This window comes from Streptomyces sp. NPDC058663 (genome assembly GCF_042716745.1).
Taxonomy (GTDB): Bacteria; Actinomycetota; Actinomycetes; order Streptomycetales; family Streptomycetaceae; genus Streptomyces.
The window spans coordinates 53,962-69,531 of record NZ_JBHXRV010000031.1; the positions used below are offsets into that span (position 1 = coordinate 53,962).

Below are 15,570 nucleotides of genomic sequence, written 5' to 3' on the forward strand. Positions count from 1 at the left end.
TCACCACGCACCCCCGATCAGCTCCCGCAACCGCGGCCAGCCCCGTTCCCTTACGAATCCGCCGGTGCCCCACCGCAGCGCGGGCACCGTCACCACCAGCCCCGCCGGGTCCCGCTCCAGTACGTGCACCTCGGCGAGCCGGCGCCGCCCGTCCCGGTCCCGTACGAGATGCAGCAGCACCGACAGCGCGGCCCCCAACTGGCTGTGCAGCGCCGCCCTGTCGAGCCCGGCGGCCGTCCCCAGCGCCTCCAGCCGGGCCGGCACATGCGCCGCGGCGTTGGCGTGCACCGTTCCGCAGCCGCCCTCGTGGCCCGTGTTGAGAGCCGCCAGCAACTCGGTCACCTCGGCCCCGCGCACCTCCCCGACCACCAGCCGGTCGGGCCGCATCCGCAGTGCCTGCCGCACCAGGTCCCGCAAGGTGACCCGCCCGGCGCCCTCCTGGTTCGGCGGCCTGGACTCCAGCCGCACCACATGCGGATGCTCGGGCCGCAGCTCGGCGGAGTCCTCGGCCAGCACGATCCGTTCGTGCTCCCCGACCAGCCCCAGCAGTGCCGAGAGCAGAGTGGTCTTGCCCGCCCCCGTACCTCCGCTGATCAGGTACGACAGCCGGGCCTCGACCAGCGCCCGGAGCAGGCCGTCCCCGCCCGGCGGCACCGTCCCCGCCGCCACCAGCTCCTCCGGCCGGAACGCCTTCGGCCGCACCACCCGCAGCGACAGACAGGTCGACCCGACGGCCACCGGCGGCAGCACCGCGTGCATCCGGGTCCCGTCCGGCAGCCGGGCGTCCACCCACGGCCGGGCGTCGTCCAGCCGCCGTCCCGCGACCGCCGCGAGCCGCTGCGCCAGTCTGCGCACCGCCGCCGCGTCCGGGAAGGACACCCCGGCGAGCTCCAGGCCCGCGCCCCGGTCGACCCACACCCGGTCGGGCGCGGACACCAGCACGTCGCTCACCGACGGGTCGGCGAGCAGCGGCTCCAGCGGCCCGGTGCCGACCAGTTCGGACCTCAACTCCGCTGCGGCGCCCAGTACTTCCGCGTCCCCGAGGAGTCGCCCCTGAGCCCGCAGGGCGGCAGCCACCCTGGCCGGGGTCGGCTCCGCCCCGCTCTCCGCGAGCCGCTGCCGCACGGCGTCGAGAAGTACGGCCGCGCTCACCGGGCCGCACCCCCGACCAGTGCCCGCTCCCAGAAGGCCGTGCAGAACCGGGCCAGTGGCCCCCGCGCGCTCCCACCTGGCGGCTCCCCGTCCGAGAGCGCCTGCGAGAGCCCCGGTTCGGGCGGCAGTTCACCCACCAGCGGCAGGTTCAGGGTCCTGGCCACCCACTCCTCGTCGAGCCCCGTCGCGTACGGCCCCCGTACGACCGTCCGCAGGTCAGCCAGGACCATGCTCGCCGCGGAGGCGACCCGCTGCGCGGCGGCCACCGCACGCAGCTCCCCGGGCACCACCAGGAGCCCCACGTCGAGCTGGGCGAGCGCCTCCGCCACGCTCTCGTCCACCCGCCGCGGCAGGTCCACGACCACTACTCCGCCCGCCCTGCGGGCCGCGGCAAGCACGGCCCGCATCGCCTCCGGCGGGATCACCACCGCGTCGCTGCGGTCCCAGCTCAGCACCCTCAGGTTGTGCAGCCGGGGCAGCGATTCCTCCAGCGCGGCGCTGGCCACCCGCCCCCGCGAAGAGGCGAATTCCGGCCATCGCATCCCTTCCGCTGCCTCCCCGCCGAGCAGGACGTCGAGCCCGCCGCCGAGCGGGTCGGCGTCGACAAGCATCGTCCGCCTGCCCGCTCGCGCCGCCGTCACGGCCAGCGCGCAGGCCAAGGTGGAAGCTCCCGCTCCGCCGCGTCCGCCCATCACCCCGACGGTGAGCGCCTGGCGTCCGACGCCCTCGGTCGCGTCGGCGATCTGGTTCACCAGCCAGCTCTCCGCGTCCGGCAGCCGCAGCACGTGGTCCGCGCCGATCTCGACGGCCCGCTGCCAGACCGACGGGTCGTCCTGGTCGTGGCCGACGAGCATGACGCCCCGGCGGCGCACGGCCCCGCGCATCCGGACCGCGGCGTCGTCCCCCACGAGCACCAGCGGTGCCGCTTCCCAGCTCCCGCGCCGCTCCGGAACTCCGTGCTGCACTTCCGGCTCCACCCCCGCCGCGGCGCACAGCCTCAGCAGATCGTCGAGCAGTTCCATGTCTTCGGTGACGATCAGCGGTCCGCCCCGCCGCCCTTCGGCAACCGACAACCGGTCGGGTGTGATCGGTCCAGCCACGATCCCCGCCCCCTCTCACTGCGATCTCAAGTGATTTGGACATCCGCGGAGTTCGCGGACTGGAATCACCGTGCAGCGATCCGGAAAACAATGTGGATCTTGCTCAAAAACTGTGGACAAGTCGGCGCTTGTGAATATTCCGCTCACCCTTACCAGTGACTTCCAAGGGGAGCGGAACAACTACACAGAGTGACGAGTTCAGGTCGCAGGAGGGCGTCACCGAATGCCGGTCACCAGGGGGAGGGCCATGCGATGCGTACGTACGAGGGGTCGTTCCGGAGCCCGAAAAAGCATCCGGACATGCGACGACCCCCGCCGGGGGGGAGAGCGGGGGTCGTCTGCCACGGTCCGACTCGGGGGGGGAGGAGCCGAACCGGGGTAGCACGGTCGCGAACGATCCGTGACTTCCATGGTGTACCCGAGAGCCTTCTCAGGCAAACCCGCACGCCCCAGCGTACGCCGAATGGCGGGCGCCTATGCTCGCCTCGTGGAAAACCACTCGTTGCCTCGCACCGCTGCCTTCTTCGATCTGGACAAGACCATCATTGCGAAGTCGAGCACGCTGACCTTCAGCAAGTCCTTCTACCAAGGCGGGCTGATCAACCGCCGGGCCGTTCTGCGAACGGCCTACGCCCAGTTCGTCTTTCTGGCGGGCGGCGCGGACCACGATCAGATGGAGGGCATGCGCAAATACCTCTCCGCGCTCTGCAAGGGCTGGAACGTCCAGCAGGTGCGGGAGATCGTCGCGGAAACCCTGCACGACCTGATCGACCCCATCATTTACGACGAGGCGGCCTCCCTCATCGAGGAGCACCACGCGGCCGGCCGTGACGTCGTGATCGTTTCGACCTCCGGCGCCGAAGTGGTCGAGCCGATCGGCGAGCTGCTGGGAGCGGACCGGGTCGTGGCGACCCGGATGGTCGTCGGTGACGACGGCTGCTTCACCGGCGAAGTGGAGTACTACGCGTACGGCCCCACCAAGGCCGAGGCGGTCAAGGAGCTCGCCGCCTCCGAGGGGTACGACCTGGCGCGCTGCTTCGCGTACAGCGATTCAGCCACCGACGTACCGATGCTGGAGTCGGTCGGGCACCCGCACGCGGTCAATCCGGACCGTGCGCTGCGCCGCGAAGCGGCCGCACGACAGTGGCCGATTCTCGTCTTCAACCGTCCGGTGAGACTGAAACAGCGACTGCCCTCCCTCTCCATGCCGCCCCGCCCCGCCTTGATGGCGGCGGCAGCCGTGGGCGCGGCCGCCGCCACGGCAGGGCTCGTCTGGTACGCGAGCCGCCGCCGCGGCCTGCCGGTCAGGGTCACCGCCACCGCGACCACCGCGGAACCCTTTGCCCGTATTTGAGAACAAAAGTAAAGAAGCATCGCCAGGGGTTTCGCTTCCCCGGCAACGGGAGTACAAAGGAGTCAACGGCCCGCGAGACCAGGGACATCCGAGAGGATCACCTTCTACGCAGTACGGCCCCACGGACCGCGCATGGAAGTCGAGCACCCACGCGACGTCGACCCGTCGATTACGGGCCAGCCGCACCAGGGCACGGGCGAAGATCCCGACCTGATGGGCAAATATTCGAGGACGCTTGGTAACCCGGCGGACATGCCAGCGGCGGTACCGATTCAGGTACCGCCGCATCTTTGTGCCCGCCTGGGGCGGGCCTTGCCGTCTCGTGCCGGGCTGCTGCCCGAGCTCGGCGGCGGGTCCGGGGCCCTCAGGCCGCCCCGCGCTGAAGCGCCTCGCAGACCGCGGTCGACTCCCTGGCCCCCAGCTCCGCAGCCCGCCCGCAGTGCGCGATCCACGCCGCCACACCCTCCGGCGTGCCCGACACGTACCCCTCCAGAGCTCCGACATAGGCCGCCCGCCCCAGTTCCGCGTGGCCGACCTCGGGCGGACAGACCGACTTCGGGTCGAGGCCGCTGTTGATCAGCACGATGCGCTCGGCGGTACGCGCCACCAGACCGTTGTGCGAGCCGAACGGCCGCAGGGCCAGCAGTTCCCCGTGCACCACCGCGGCCGTGACCAGCGCCGGAGCCGCCGCACCCCCCGCGATGATCAGCTGCGAAAGCCCCTCGAGCCGGCCCGCCACCTCGTCCGCGCCCGGCAGCGGCAGCCCGATCAGCGGCTCCATCACCGGCTCGCCCGCCAGCCGCGGCCGGCCCACCAGTTCGTCGGCGATCTCCGCGCCGCCGGCCGCCACCAGATGCAGCCGCGCCAGCACGCGCAGCGGCGACTGCCGCCAGATGGACAGGAGCTGGCCGGCCTCGGCCGTCAGGCGCAGGGCGCCGCCGACCACCCTCGACTCGTCGTCCCCCCGGAAGTCGGTGCGCCGCCGCACCTCCTCCAGCGCCCAGTCGGCACCCGAGAGCGCCGCCGAACCGCGTGCGCCGCGCAGTGCGGCCTCCGCGGTGATCTCGTTGCTGCGACGCCGCATGACGCGGTGCCCGTAAACCCGGTCCACGGCCTTGCGTACGGAGTCCACGGCCTCGGGCACGCCGGCCAGCGCACCCAGCGCCGCGAGCGGATCAGCGTTCGTACTCATAAGTAGGGAGCGTACGCACCGATCCGCCGCGCCCCTTCCCGCCCCTCCTTGGAGTGGTCTTCTTCACTCACCGTGCACACCCATCGCATTCATGCGATTACCCTTGGTGAACATGAAGATCGCTTTCGTCGGGAAGGGCGGCAGTGGCAAGACCACGCTGTCCTCGCTGTTCATCCGCCACCTCACCGCCAACGAGGCCCCGGTCGTCGCCGTGGACGCCGACATCAACCAGCACCTTGGCGCCGCCCTCGGACTGAGCGAGGAGGAGTCGGCCGCGATGCCGGCGATGGGGGCCCACCTCCCGCTCATCAAGGACTATCTCCGCGGCGCCAACCCGCGCATCGCCTCGGCCGACACGATGATCAAGACGACCCCGCCCGGCGAGGGCTCGCGCCTGCTGCGGGTCGAGGAGGACAACCCGGTCTACGACGCCTGCGCGCGCCCCGTCACGCTCGACGACGGCGAGATCCGGCTGATGGCGACGGGCCCCTTCACCGAGTCCGACCTCGGGGTCGCCTGCTACCACTCGAAGGTCGGCGCGGTTGAGATGTGCCTGAACCACCTGGTCGACGGCCCGGACGAGTTCGTCGTCGTCGACATGACGGCGGGTTCTGACTCCTTCGCATCGGGCATGTTCACCCGCTTCGACATGACGTTCCTGGTGGCCGAGCCGACCCGGAAGGGGGTGTCGGTCTACCGCCAGTACAAGGAGTACGCCCGGGACTACGGCATCGCGCTCAAGGTCGTCGGGAACAAGGTGCAGGGCCAGGACGACCTGGACTTCCTGCGCGCGGAGGTCGGCGACGACCTGCTGGTCACGATGGGCCACTCGGACTGGGTGCGCGCCATGGAGAAGGGCCGGCCGGCCCGGTTCGAGCTCCTGGAGGCGGACAACCGGCAGGCCCTCCAAGTCCTTCAGGACGCCGCCGAGGACAGCTACGCGCACCGCGACTGGGAGCGCTACACCCGCCAGATGGTGCACTTCCACCTGAAGAACGCGGAGAGCTGGGGGAACGCGAAGACCGGCGCCGACCTGGCTGCCCAGGTCGACCCGGCCTTCGTGCTCGGCGAGCAGCGGGCGGTCAGTGCCGCTCAGCCGGCCTGACCGGGTCGGCAGCACCCGGTGCGTGCGTGACGGCGGCGGCGCGGGGGTCGAGGAAGGTCGCCCAGTCCGTCTTCGGTGCCTGGCCGACCTTCAGGGTGCGGAGCTTCGCCAGGACCTGCGGGTCCTGCACGTCCAGCCAGTCCGCGAGCTGGCGGAACGACACGCACTTCACGTCGCGCTGGGTGCAGACGGTCTTGATGGTGTCCTCGATGGCGCGCATGTAGGTGCCGCCGTTCCAGGACTCGAAGTGGTTGCCGATGATCAGCGGGGCGCGGTTGCCCTTGTACGAGCGCTCGAAGGCCTGCACCAGGCCGTCGCGCATCTGGTTGCCCCAGTACTCGTGCTGGGACTCCTCGCCCCGCCTCGCCCCGGACTGGTTCATGTAGAAGTTGTAGTCCATGGACAGGGTCTGGAAGGCGCGCCCCGGGACCGGTACCAACTGCATGGACAGGTCCCAGAGTTTGCCCTGCTTCTCGGGCCAGATCTGGTCGTTGACGCCGCTGGTGTCGTAGCGGAACCCCATCTCCGAGGCCGCACGCATGAAGTTCTTGCGCCCCTCCAGACAGGGGGTGCGGGCGCCGACGAGCTCCTTCTCGTAGTCGAAGGGCAGCGGCTTGAGGTCCTTGAGGGCCGCGTTGCTCTTCCAGTTCTTGACGAAGGACTTGGCCTGGAGGATCTCGCTCTTCCACTCCTCCTTCGACCAGGTGCCGACGCCGCCGTCCTTGCCGCAGAAGTGGCCGTTGAAGTGGGTGCCGATCTCGTTGCCCTCGAGCCAGGCGCCGCGGATCTGCTCGACGGTGTCGCGGATTCCCTTGACGTCGTTGAACCCGATGTCGGAGCGGCCGACCGAGTGCTGCGGCGGGTAGTAGAGGCTCTTCTTGTGCTCGGGCAGCAGGTACACGCCGCTGAGGAAGTACGTCATCGTCGCGTGGTACTTCCGGCCCACCTCACGGAAGTGCGAGAAGAGCCGCTGGCTGTCCTCGCCGGCGCCGTCCCAGGAGAAGACCACGAACTGCGGCGGCTTCTCACCGGGCCCCAGCTTGCGCGGTACGGGCTGCAGGGGCTGTGCGCCGGTGTACGCGGTCGAGCCGTCGCCGATCAGCCGGACCGGGCTTCCGGGGGCAGCGACAGGCGCGTTCTTCTTGGCGCCGGGGGCTCCCACCGGGCCGCCTGCCTCCGGTTCCGCGGAGCCGGAGCAGCCTGCGAGGGCCAGGGACAGCACGGCGGCGGTGACGCCGAAGGTGACTCTCTTCGTGGCGGCCATCATCCGCCCACCCTCTTTCTGGAACGGTACTGGGATCGTGTCTGCGCCGGCCGAAGCACAATTCGTCCGGAAATGCGCGGCAAACCTCGCATGCACCCACACGCCCATTGATGCGACAAGCCGCCTGAAAGGATTATTCATTCGTTCGGGTGAAGAGTTACCCCATATGCCCCCAAATGCCATGCCCTTTCTTTACTCTGAATTACGATTCATTTACCGAGAGTTTTGATTCCCCCGCTGCACGCCGTGACCCACGGCCGCGATCCCCAGTTCCGCGACCCGCGCTGCCCCGGAGGAGACAAGAGCAATGTCTGCTTGCGTACCCACTCGCCCCGACCACACCTCGCGCACCACCAGAGCCTCCAGGTTCCAGCGGCCGCACAGCCCGCCGTCCGGCGACGGCCAGGGGCACGGGCGGCGGCGCTTGCGCATCGCAGGCGGCGACCTGTCCGCCTCGATCACCGTGTTCCTGATCGCCGTCCCCATGTCCCTGGGGCTGGCCGTCGCCATCGACGCACCGTTGCAGGCGGGTCTGATCGGTGCCGCGGTCGGCGGCATCGTGGGCGGCCTGCTCGGCGGCTCTCCCCTCCAGGTCAGCGGCCCCTCGGCCGGACTGACCGTCGTGACCGCCGAATTGATCCAGCGTTACGGCTGGCGCACCACCTGCGGGATCGTGATCTGCGCCGGTCTGGTGCAGATCCTCCTCGGCTCGCTCAGAGCCGCGCGCAACGCGCTGGCCGTCAGCCCCGCCATCGTGCACGGCACCCTCGCCGGCATCGGTGTCGCCATCGCGCTCGCCCAGCTGCACATCGTGCTCGGCGGCTCTCCGCAGAGCTCCGCCACCGCGAACGCCCTCGCGCTGCCGGAGCAGTTGGCCCAGATCGAGCCGGCCGCTCCTCTCATCGGTCTGCTCACCATCGCCGTCCTGGTGCTCTGGCCACGGCTTCCGGGACGTACGGGAAGACTCCTGCGCAGGACCCCCGCCGCGCTCGCCTCCGTGGCTCTCGCCACCGCGGTCGCCGCCGTGCTCGCTCCCGGGATCACCCGGGTCGACCTGCCGTCCTGGCGCAGTCACGCGCTGCCCGAGATGCCACAGGGACCGGTGCTCGCGCTGGTCGCGGCCGTACTGACGGTCACGTTGGTGGCGAGCCTGGAATCGCTGTTGTCCGCGGTCGCCGTGGACAAGCTCGCCGCCGAGCGGCCGGGGGCGGTGCCCGTGCCGCGCTCCGACCTGGACCGCGAGCTGCGCGGCCAGGGGGCCTCCAACATGGTGTCCGGGCTGCTGGGCGGGATGCCGATCTCCGGCGGCGCCGTCCGCTCCTCCGCCAATGTCCGTACGGGTGCGGTCAGCCGCGCTTCCACCGTGCTGCACGGCGTATGGGTGATGCTCGCCGCCGGACTGCTGGTCGGTGTACTGGAGTGGATTCCGCTGGCGGCGCTCGCCGCGCTGGTCATGATGGTCGGCATCCAGATGGTGAGCTTCGCGCACATCCGCAACGTGCACCGGCACCGCGAGTTCCTGGTGTACGCGACCACGGTCGGCGGCGTCGTGCTGTTCGGCGTGCTGCAAGGTGTGGCGCTGGGGATCGCGGTGGCCGTCGCGGTCGCGATGCACCGTCTCGCCAGGACCCGGATCGTCACCGAGACCAGCCCCGACGGCATCCATCACGTCAGGGCCCGCGGTCAGCTGACCTTCCTCGCGGTACCCCGGCTGACCCGTGCCCTCTCCCAAGTGCCCCAGGGGACCCACGCGGTGGTGGAGCTGGACGGCTCGTTCATGGACCACGCGGCATACGAAGCGCTGCAGACCTGGCAGGACTGCCATGTCGCGCAGGGCGGAAAGGTCGAGGTCACAGGCCGGTCCGGAATCCGGGTCTCCGGACCTGCGGCCGCGCACACCTGCTGCCGCCCCTGGACCCCCTGGCGCAACCACCACTGCGACGAGCACGGGGGCCCGGCCGTCAAGCCGGTGTCCCGTCCGGCCGGCACGCACCATCTGGCCAGCGGACTCAGCGCCTTCCAGCGCAACACCGCGCCGCTGGTGCGCGACGAGCTGGCCCGGCTCGCCCGCGAAGGGCAGCAGCCCTCCCAGCTTTTCCTCACCTGCGCGGACTCCCGGCTGGTCACCAGCATGATCACGTCGAGCGGCCCCGGTGACCTCTTCACCGTAAGGAATGTGGGAAACCTGGTCCCGCCGCCCGGTGCGGAGGGTTCGGACGATTCGGTCGCCGCCGCCATCGAGTACGCGGTGGACGTGCTGGGGGTGCAGTCCATCACCGTCTGCGGGCATTCGGGCTGCGGTGCCATGCAGGCTCTGCTCAGCGGCCCCGCCGAGGGGGGCGAAGCGACCCCGCTGCGGCGCTGGCTGCGCCACGGGGCCCCCAGCCTCAGGCGCATGAGGAGCCGTCACCACGCATGGGCGCGCATCTCCGGACGACTGCCCACCGACGTGGTGGAGCAGTTGTGCCTCACCAACGTCGTGCAGCAACTGGAACACCTGCGGCAGCACGAGTCGGTGAAACGCAGACTCGCCGAAGGGACACTGGAGCTGCACGGGATGTACTTCCATGTGGCCGAGGCCCAGGCATATCTGCTGGTCGACGGGGCAGCGGTCGGGGAGACCATGGAGGTCTTCGACCGGGTGGCGCCCTCGCCGCACGCGGAGCGGGAAGACCTCCCCGCCTGACCGGGCATCCGAACCGTACCGGCGGTACGTCCGTGCCACCTGATGGCCCTCTCCGCGCGCGTCCGTGGTGAGGGCCGTCCGGGCGCCACCCCGGCTCACAGGTCTAAACCAATTTCCGGATGGCTCTTGTCACCCGGCCCACGGACTGATGAGCTAGGCCCCGGGACACATCGGACGCCCTGGGAATGGGAGATGTCGTGAGCAACGAAAGCCTGGCCAATCTTTTGAAGGAAGAGCGCCGTTTTGCTCCTCCGGCAGAGCTGGCCGCGAACGCCAACGTCACCGCGGAGGCGTACGAGCAGGCCAAGGCCGACCGTCTCGGCTTCTGGGCCGAGCAGGCACGCCGGCTCACCTGGGCCACCGAGCCCACCGAGACACTCGACTGGTCGAACCCGCCCTTCGCGAAATGGTTCGCCGACGGCGCGCTGAACGTCGCGTACAACTGCGTGGACCGGCACGTCGAGGCGGGCAACGGCGAGAGGGTCGCCATCCACTTCGAGGGCGAGCCCGGCGACAGCCGCGCGATCACCTACGCCGAGCTCAAGGACGAGGTGTCGCGCGCCGCGCACGCCCTGACCGAGCTGGGCGTCCGCAAGGGCGACCGAGTCGCGATCTACCTTCCGATGATTCCCGAGGCCGCCGTCTCGATGCTGGCCTGTGCCCGCATCGGCGCCGCGCACTCGGTCGTCTTCGGCGGCTTCTCCGCCGACGCGGTGGCCTCCCGCATCCAGGACGCCGACGCGAAGGTCGTCATCACCGCCGACGGCGGCTACCGGCGCGGCAAGCCCTCCGCGCTCAAGCCCGCCATCGACGAGGCCGTGGCCAAGTGCCCGCAGGTGGAACACGTCCTGGTGGTACGCCGCACCGGCCAGGACACCGCGTGGGTCGAGCGGACCGACGTCTGGTGGCACGACATCGTCGGCCGGCAGTCCGCCGAGCACACCCCCGAGGCGTTCGAGGCGGAGCACCCGCTGTTCATCCTCTACACCTCCGGCACCACGGGTAAGCCCAAGGGCATCCTGCACACCTCCGGCGGTTACCTGACCCAGGCCGCGTACACGCACCACGCGGTCTTCGACCTCAAGCCCGAGACCGACGTCTACTGGTGCACCGCCGACATCGGCTGGGTCACCGGGCACTCGTACATCGTCTACGGCCCGCTCGCCAACGGCGCGACCCAGGTCATGTACGAGGGCACGCCCGACAGCCCCCACCAGGGGCGCTTCTGGGAGATCGTGCAGAAGTACGGCGTGAGCATCCTCTACACCGCGCCGACCGCGATCCGTACGTTCATGAAGTGGGGCGACGACATCCCCGCGAAGTTCGACCTGTCCTCGCTGCGGGTCCTCGGGTCGGTCGGCGAGCCGATCAACCCCGAGGCCTGGATGTGGTACCGCAAGCACATCGGCGGCGACAGGTGCCCGATCGTGGACACCTGGTGGCAGACCGAGACCGGCGCGATGATGATCTCGCCGCTGCCCGGCGTCACCGAGACCAAGCCCGGCTCCGCGCAGCGCGCACTGCCCGGCATCTCCGCCACCGTCGTCGACGACGAGGCGAACGAGGTGCCCGACGGCGGGGGCGGCTACCTGGTGCTCACGGAGCCGTGGCCCTCCATGCTCCGTACGATCTGGGGCGACGACCAGCGTTTCATCGACACCTACTGGTCACGCTTCGAGGGCCGGTACTTCGCCGGTGACGGCGCCAAGAAGGACGACGACGGCGACATCTGGCTGCTCGGCCGCGTCGACGACGTGATGCTCGTGTCAGGGCACAACATCTCGACCACCGAGGTCGAGTCCGCGCTCGTCTCGCACCCGTCGGTCGCCGAGGCCGCCGTGGTCGGCGCCGCGGACGAGACGACCGGGCAGGCCATCGTCGCCTTCGTGATCCTGCGAGGCACCGCGTCGGAGACCGAGACGCTCGTGGCCGAACTGCGCCAGCACGTCGGCGCCACGCTCGGCCCGATCGCCAAGCCGAAGCGGATCATGCCGGTGGCGGAGCTGCCGAAGACCCGCTCCGGCAAGATCATGCGGCGGCTGCTGCGCGACATCGCCGAGGACCGCGAGCTGGGCGACGTCTCGACGCTCACCGACGCCTCGGTGATGGGTCTGATCCAGGCGAAGCTGCCGAGTTCGGCGGCCGGCGAGGACTGACCCACCCTCGCGTCACGACAGAGGGCATCCGGACGGCTACGCCGCGCCGGGTGCCCTCTTCGCTCGTAAAGTGAAGATCGCCGGATACGTCCTTGCGCACCATGGGTACAGTTGGCCACGCGTCAGGAACGCGTCAAAACTCGACAGGTGCGCCGGGAAGTCTGGTCGGCAATGTGCTTCATGCTGCCCACCCGACCGGAGGTATTCCCCCGTGGCTGCGCCCACTGACCCCACGCCCGCCAAGAGCAAGTTCCTGGGACGGCTGCCGCTCCCCGAGCGCACATACGTCGCGGACGCGCTCCGCACCGAGACCGTCGGCGGAGTCCTGCTGCTGGCAGCCGCGGTCGCCGCGCTGATCTGGGCGAACACCTTCGGAGCGAGTTACGAGTCGCTGCGCGGTCTGCACCTGGGGCCCGGTTTCCTCGGCCTGGACCTGTCCGTCCAGCACTGGGCGGCCGACGGCCTGCTGGCCGTCTTCTTCTTCGTCGCGGGCATCGAGCTCAAGCGCGAGCTGGTCGCCGGTGAACTGCGCGACCCGAAGGCGGCGGCACTGCCCGTGATCGCCGCCCTGTGCGGCATGGCGGTCCCGGCCCTCGTCTACGTCACGGTCAATGTGCTCGGCGACGGCGACACCAGCGGCTGGGCGGTGCCCACCGCCACCGACATCGCCTTCGCACTGGCGGTCCTCGCGGTGATCGGCACCTCGCTGCCGTCCGCGCTGCGGGCCTTCCTGCTCACCCTCGCCGTCGTCGACGACCTCTTCGCGATCCTGATCATCGCGGTCTTCTTCACCAGCGACATCAACTTCCTCGCGCTCGGCGGCGCGGTCGTCGCCCTCGCCGTGTTCTGGCTGCTGCTTAGGGCGAACGTGCGCGGCTGGTACCTCTACGTACCGCTGGCCCTGGTCATCTGGGGGCTGATGTACAACAGCGGGGTGCACGCCACGATCGCCGGTGTGGCCATGGGGCTGATGCTGCGCTGCTCGCGCCGCGAGGGCGAGCAGCACTCGCCGGGCGAGCACATCGAACACCTGGTGCGGCCGTTGTCGGCGGGGCTCGCGGTGCCGCTGTTCGCCCTGTTCTCTGCCGGTGTCTCGGTGTCGGGCGGGGCGCTCGCGGATGTCTTCACCCAGCCCGAGACGCTGGGTGTGGTGCTGGGCCTGGTGGTCGGCAAGGCGCTCGGGATCTTCGGCGGTACCTGGCTGGCGGCCCGGTTCACCAGGGCCGAACTGAACGACGACCTGGTCTGGCCGGATGTCTTCGCGGTCGCCACGCTGGCCGGCATCGGCTTCACCGTCTCGCTGCTGATCGGCGAGCTGGCCTTCACCGACGACCTGAAGCTCGCCGACGAGGTCAAGGCGGCCGTGCTCATCGGCTCGCTGATCGCCGCCGTGTTCTCCGCGGTGCTGCTGAAGCTGCGCGTCCGCAAGTACCGTGCGCTCTACGAGGAGGAGGAGCGCGACGAGGACATGGACGGCATCCCCGACGTGTACGAGATCGGGAAGCCGGACTACCACCTGCGGATGGCCGCGATCCACGAGGCGAAAGCGGCGGAACACCGGCGGCTGGCGGCGCTCTGCGTGGGTAGCAGCGGGGACGCCGGTTCAGGATCCGACGACGAAGTGGCGGGGGCGGCGCGCGACGGCCGCGACGGTCCGGCATGATCTGACATCGGATCCGGCATCGAATCCGACAGCAGGTCCGACACGGATCCGTCAGGCTCGAAAAGGCTTGAACAGAAGCTTGAACAGCAGAGGGAGAGAGCGATGAGCGACCCCGCCCGCAACGCCTCCGACGCGCAGCGCGTCCACGACGTCGAGAGTGCCGACCGCAGCCTCGGCCAGTTGGTCGCCACGGCGACCACCGAAATGTCCGCGCTGGTGCATGACGAGATCGCCCTGGCGAAGACGCAGCTGCGGCAGGACGTGAAGCGGGGGGCGGTCAGCGGCGGGGCATTCGGTGCGGCCGGCGCCGTGCTGGTCTTCTCGCTGCCGATGCTCAGCTTCGCCCTGGCGTACGGCTTCCAGGCCTGGACGGGCTGGAACCTCGCCTGGTGCTTCCTGCTCTCCTTCGCCGTGAACGTCCTGGTGGCAGGGCTGATCGGTCTTGTGGGTGTGGTCTTCGCGAAGAAGGCCAAGCAGGGGAAGGGCCCGCAGAAGGTCGCGGCGTCCGCCAAGGAGACGGCGGCCGTGCTCGGCAACGCGAAGCCTCACCCGCGTGAGGACAGTGCGGTTGTTGTGGCACGCTCGTCCGTATGACCGCCCTTGATACCAACGGCTCCGGTAGACCCGCTTCGTCCTCCACGGCTCCCGCTCCGGGTGCCACGCCCGCTTCCGCCGTACGGCTCGACGGTCCGTGGACGCACCGTGACGTGGCCGCCAACGGGGCGCGCTTCCACATCGCGGAGCTGGGGGACGGGCCACTGGTGTTGCTGCTGCACGGGTTCCCGCAGTTCTGGTGGACCTGGCGGCATCAGCTGACCGCGCTCGCCGACGCCGGATACCGGGCCGTGGCGATGGACCTGCGCGGGGTGGGCGGCAGCGACCGTACGCCGCGCGGTTACGACCCGGCGAACCTGGCGCTCGACATCACGGGCGTCGTCCGGTCGCTGGGCGAGCCGGACGCGGCGCTCGTCGGGCACGACCTGGGCGGATACCTGGCGTGGACGGCGGCGGCGATGCGGCCCAAGCTGGTGCGCCGGCTGGTCGTCTCGTCGATGCCGCACCCCAGGCGCTGGCGTTCCGCGATGCTCTCGGACTTCTCCCAGTCGCGGGCCGGTTCGTACATCTGGGGGTTCCAGCGGCCGTGGGTGCCGGAGCGTCAGCTCGTCGCGGACGACGCGGCCCTCACGGGACGGCTGATCCGGGAGTGGTCGGGGCCCCGGCAGCCCGACGACGAGGCAGTCGACACCTACCGGCGGGCGATGACGATCCCTTCCACAGCACACTGCTCGATCGAGCCGTACCGGTGGATGGTCCGCTCGATGGCCAGGCCGGACGGTCTTCAGTTCAACCGGCGGATGAAGACGCCGGTCAAGGTGCCGACGCTGCATCTGCACGGCGCGCTGGACCCGGTGATGCGCACCCGCAGCGCGGCGGGCTCCGGCGAGTACGTCGAGGCCCCCTACCGGTGGCGGCTGTTCGACGGCCTCGGCCACTTCCCGCACGAGGAGGACCCGGAGGCCTTCTCCACGGAGCTGGTGAACTGGCTGAAGGACCCGGAACCAGACCGGTAGTCCCGGGCCAGGACTGGGCAGGACCGGAACACTTGTACTACGAACAGCCAAATGCCTCCCGCATAGGCCAATTGGCGGGCCGTCAGGCGATTACCGACCATGAGGCCCGGGCACACGTCGGGGTATGGGCTGGACGCACGACTACGGTGACTCAGCACGCAACCGCCGCTCGGCCGCAGCGCCGATCATCTCCGAGAGGGGACGCCCCCACGATGAGGGTCATGAACACCCCGGCCAGGCGATGGGTATCCCCCGCATCCTCCGGCGCCGCGCCCGGTGGATGTCCGCGCGACTGAGGCATCAGCGGACCTGAGGAGCCCTTCTCAC

Annotated in this window: 12 protein-coding genes; 8 read left to right on the forward strand and 4 right to left on the reverse strand. The window is 70.2% G+C overall.

Translation table 11 applies throughout. The features are described 5' to 3' along the window. Both ACFWVV_RS22690 and ssd read right to left on the reverse strand, forming a co-directional pair. On the reverse strand, nt 1–1,152 hold the full coding sequence (locus tag ACFWVV_RS22690; RefSeq protein WP_384353879.1) for a TadA family conjugal transfer-associated ATPase: 1,152 nt from the start codon (nt 1,150–1,152) through the stop codon (nt 1–3). Continuing rightward, nucleotides 1,149–2,252, reverse strand: coding sequence for a septum site-determining protein Ssd (ssd, locus tag ACFWVV_RS22695; protein ID WP_384353881.1), 1,104 nt, complete (start codon nt 2,250–2,252; stop codon nt 1,149–1,151). Before ssd ends, ACFWVV_RS22690 begins: the two co-directional genes overlap by 4 nt. Before the next feature lie 463 nt (nt 2,253–2,715). On the opposite strand from ssd, the gene ACFWVV_RS22700 reads away from it, so the two are divergent. After that, complete coding sequence (locus ACFWVV_RS22700) at nt 2,716–3,606, forward strand: HAD family hydrolase (RefSeq protein WP_384353883.1); 891 nt, start codon at nt 2,716–2,718, stop codon at nt 3,604–3,606. A gap of 364 nt (nt 3,607–3,970) precedes the next feature. Here the strand turns inward: ACFWVV_RS22700 and ACFWVV_RS22705 are convergent, their stop codons facing one another. Beyond that, a complete protein-coding gene (locus ACFWVV_RS22705; protein WP_384353885.1) occupies nt 3,971–4,798 on the reverse strand; it encodes an oxidoreductase in 828 nt (275 codons plus the stop codon). Between the two features lie 112 nt (nt 4,799–4,910). Here ACFWVV_RS22705 and ACFWVV_RS22710 point away from each other — a divergent pair, with 112 nt between their 5' ends. Then, nucleotides 4,911–5,903 carry an ATP-binding protein gene (locus ACFWVV_RS22710; RefSeq protein ID WP_384353887.1) on the forward strand — a complete coding sequence of 331 codons (993 nt, stop codon included), beginning with the start codon at nt 4,911–4,913 and terminating at the stop codon, nt 5,901–5,903. Here the strand turns inward: ACFWVV_RS22710 and ACFWVV_RS22715 are convergent. Then, nucleotides 5,881–7,170: a hypothetical protein gene (locus ACFWVV_RS22715; protein WP_384353889.1), complete on the reverse strand. Its 1,290-nt coding sequence runs from the start codon at nt 7,168–7,170 to the stop codon at nt 5,881–5,883. The two genes, ACFWVV_RS22710 and ACFWVV_RS22715, sit on opposite strands and share 23 nt — an antisense overlap. Before the next feature lie 304 nt (nt 7,171–7,474). Between ACFWVV_RS22715 and ACFWVV_RS22720 the strand changes: the two genes are divergently transcribed. The 6 genes from ACFWVV_RS22720 (at nt 7,475) to ACFWVV_RS22745 (ending at nt 15,556) form a co-directional block, all read left to right on the forward strand. After that, nucleotides 7,475–9,853 carry a bifunctional SulP family inorganic anion transporter/carbonic anhydrase gene (locus ACFWVV_RS22720; RefSeq protein WP_384353891.1) on the forward strand — a complete coding sequence of 793 codons (2,379 nt, stop codon included), beginning with the start codon at nt 7,475–7,477 and terminating at the stop codon, nt 9,851–9,853. A 185-nt stretch (nt 9,854–10,038) separates the two neighbouring features. Continuing rightward, on the forward strand, nt 10,039–12,009 hold the full coding sequence (acs, locus tag ACFWVV_RS22725; RefSeq protein ID WP_384353893.1) for an acetate--CoA ligase: 1,971 nt from the start codon (nt 10,039–10,041) through the stop codon (nt 12,007–12,009). Between the two features lie 211 nt (nt 12,010–12,220). Continuing rightward, nucleotides 12,221–13,672, forward strand: coding sequence for a Na+/H+ antiporter NhaA (gene nhaA / locus ACFWVV_RS22730; RefSeq protein ID WP_384353895.1), 1,452 nt, complete (start codon nt 12,221–12,223; stop codon nt 13,670–13,672). 102 nt (nt 13,673–13,774) lie between these two features. Beyond that, entirely contained in the window at nt 13,775–14,266 is a 492-nt protein-coding gene (locus ACFWVV_RS22735; RefSeq protein ID WP_384353897.1) for a phage holin family protein, read from the forward strand. Next, nucleotides 14,263–15,243, forward strand: a complete 981-nt coding sequence (locus ACFWVV_RS22740) for an alpha/beta fold hydrolase (RefSeq protein WP_384353899.1) — start codon at nt 14,263–14,265, stop codon at nt 15,241–15,243. Before ACFWVV_RS22735 ends, ACFWVV_RS22740 begins: the two co-directional genes overlap by 4 nt. 124 nt (nt 15,244–15,367) lie before the next feature. Continuing rightward, complete coding sequence (locus ACFWVV_RS22745; RefSeq protein WP_384353901.1) at nt 15,368–15,556, forward strand: hypothetical protein; 189 nt, start codon at nt 15,368–15,370, stop codon at nt 15,554–15,556. Nucleotides 15,557–15,570 lie beyond the last annotated feature (14 nt).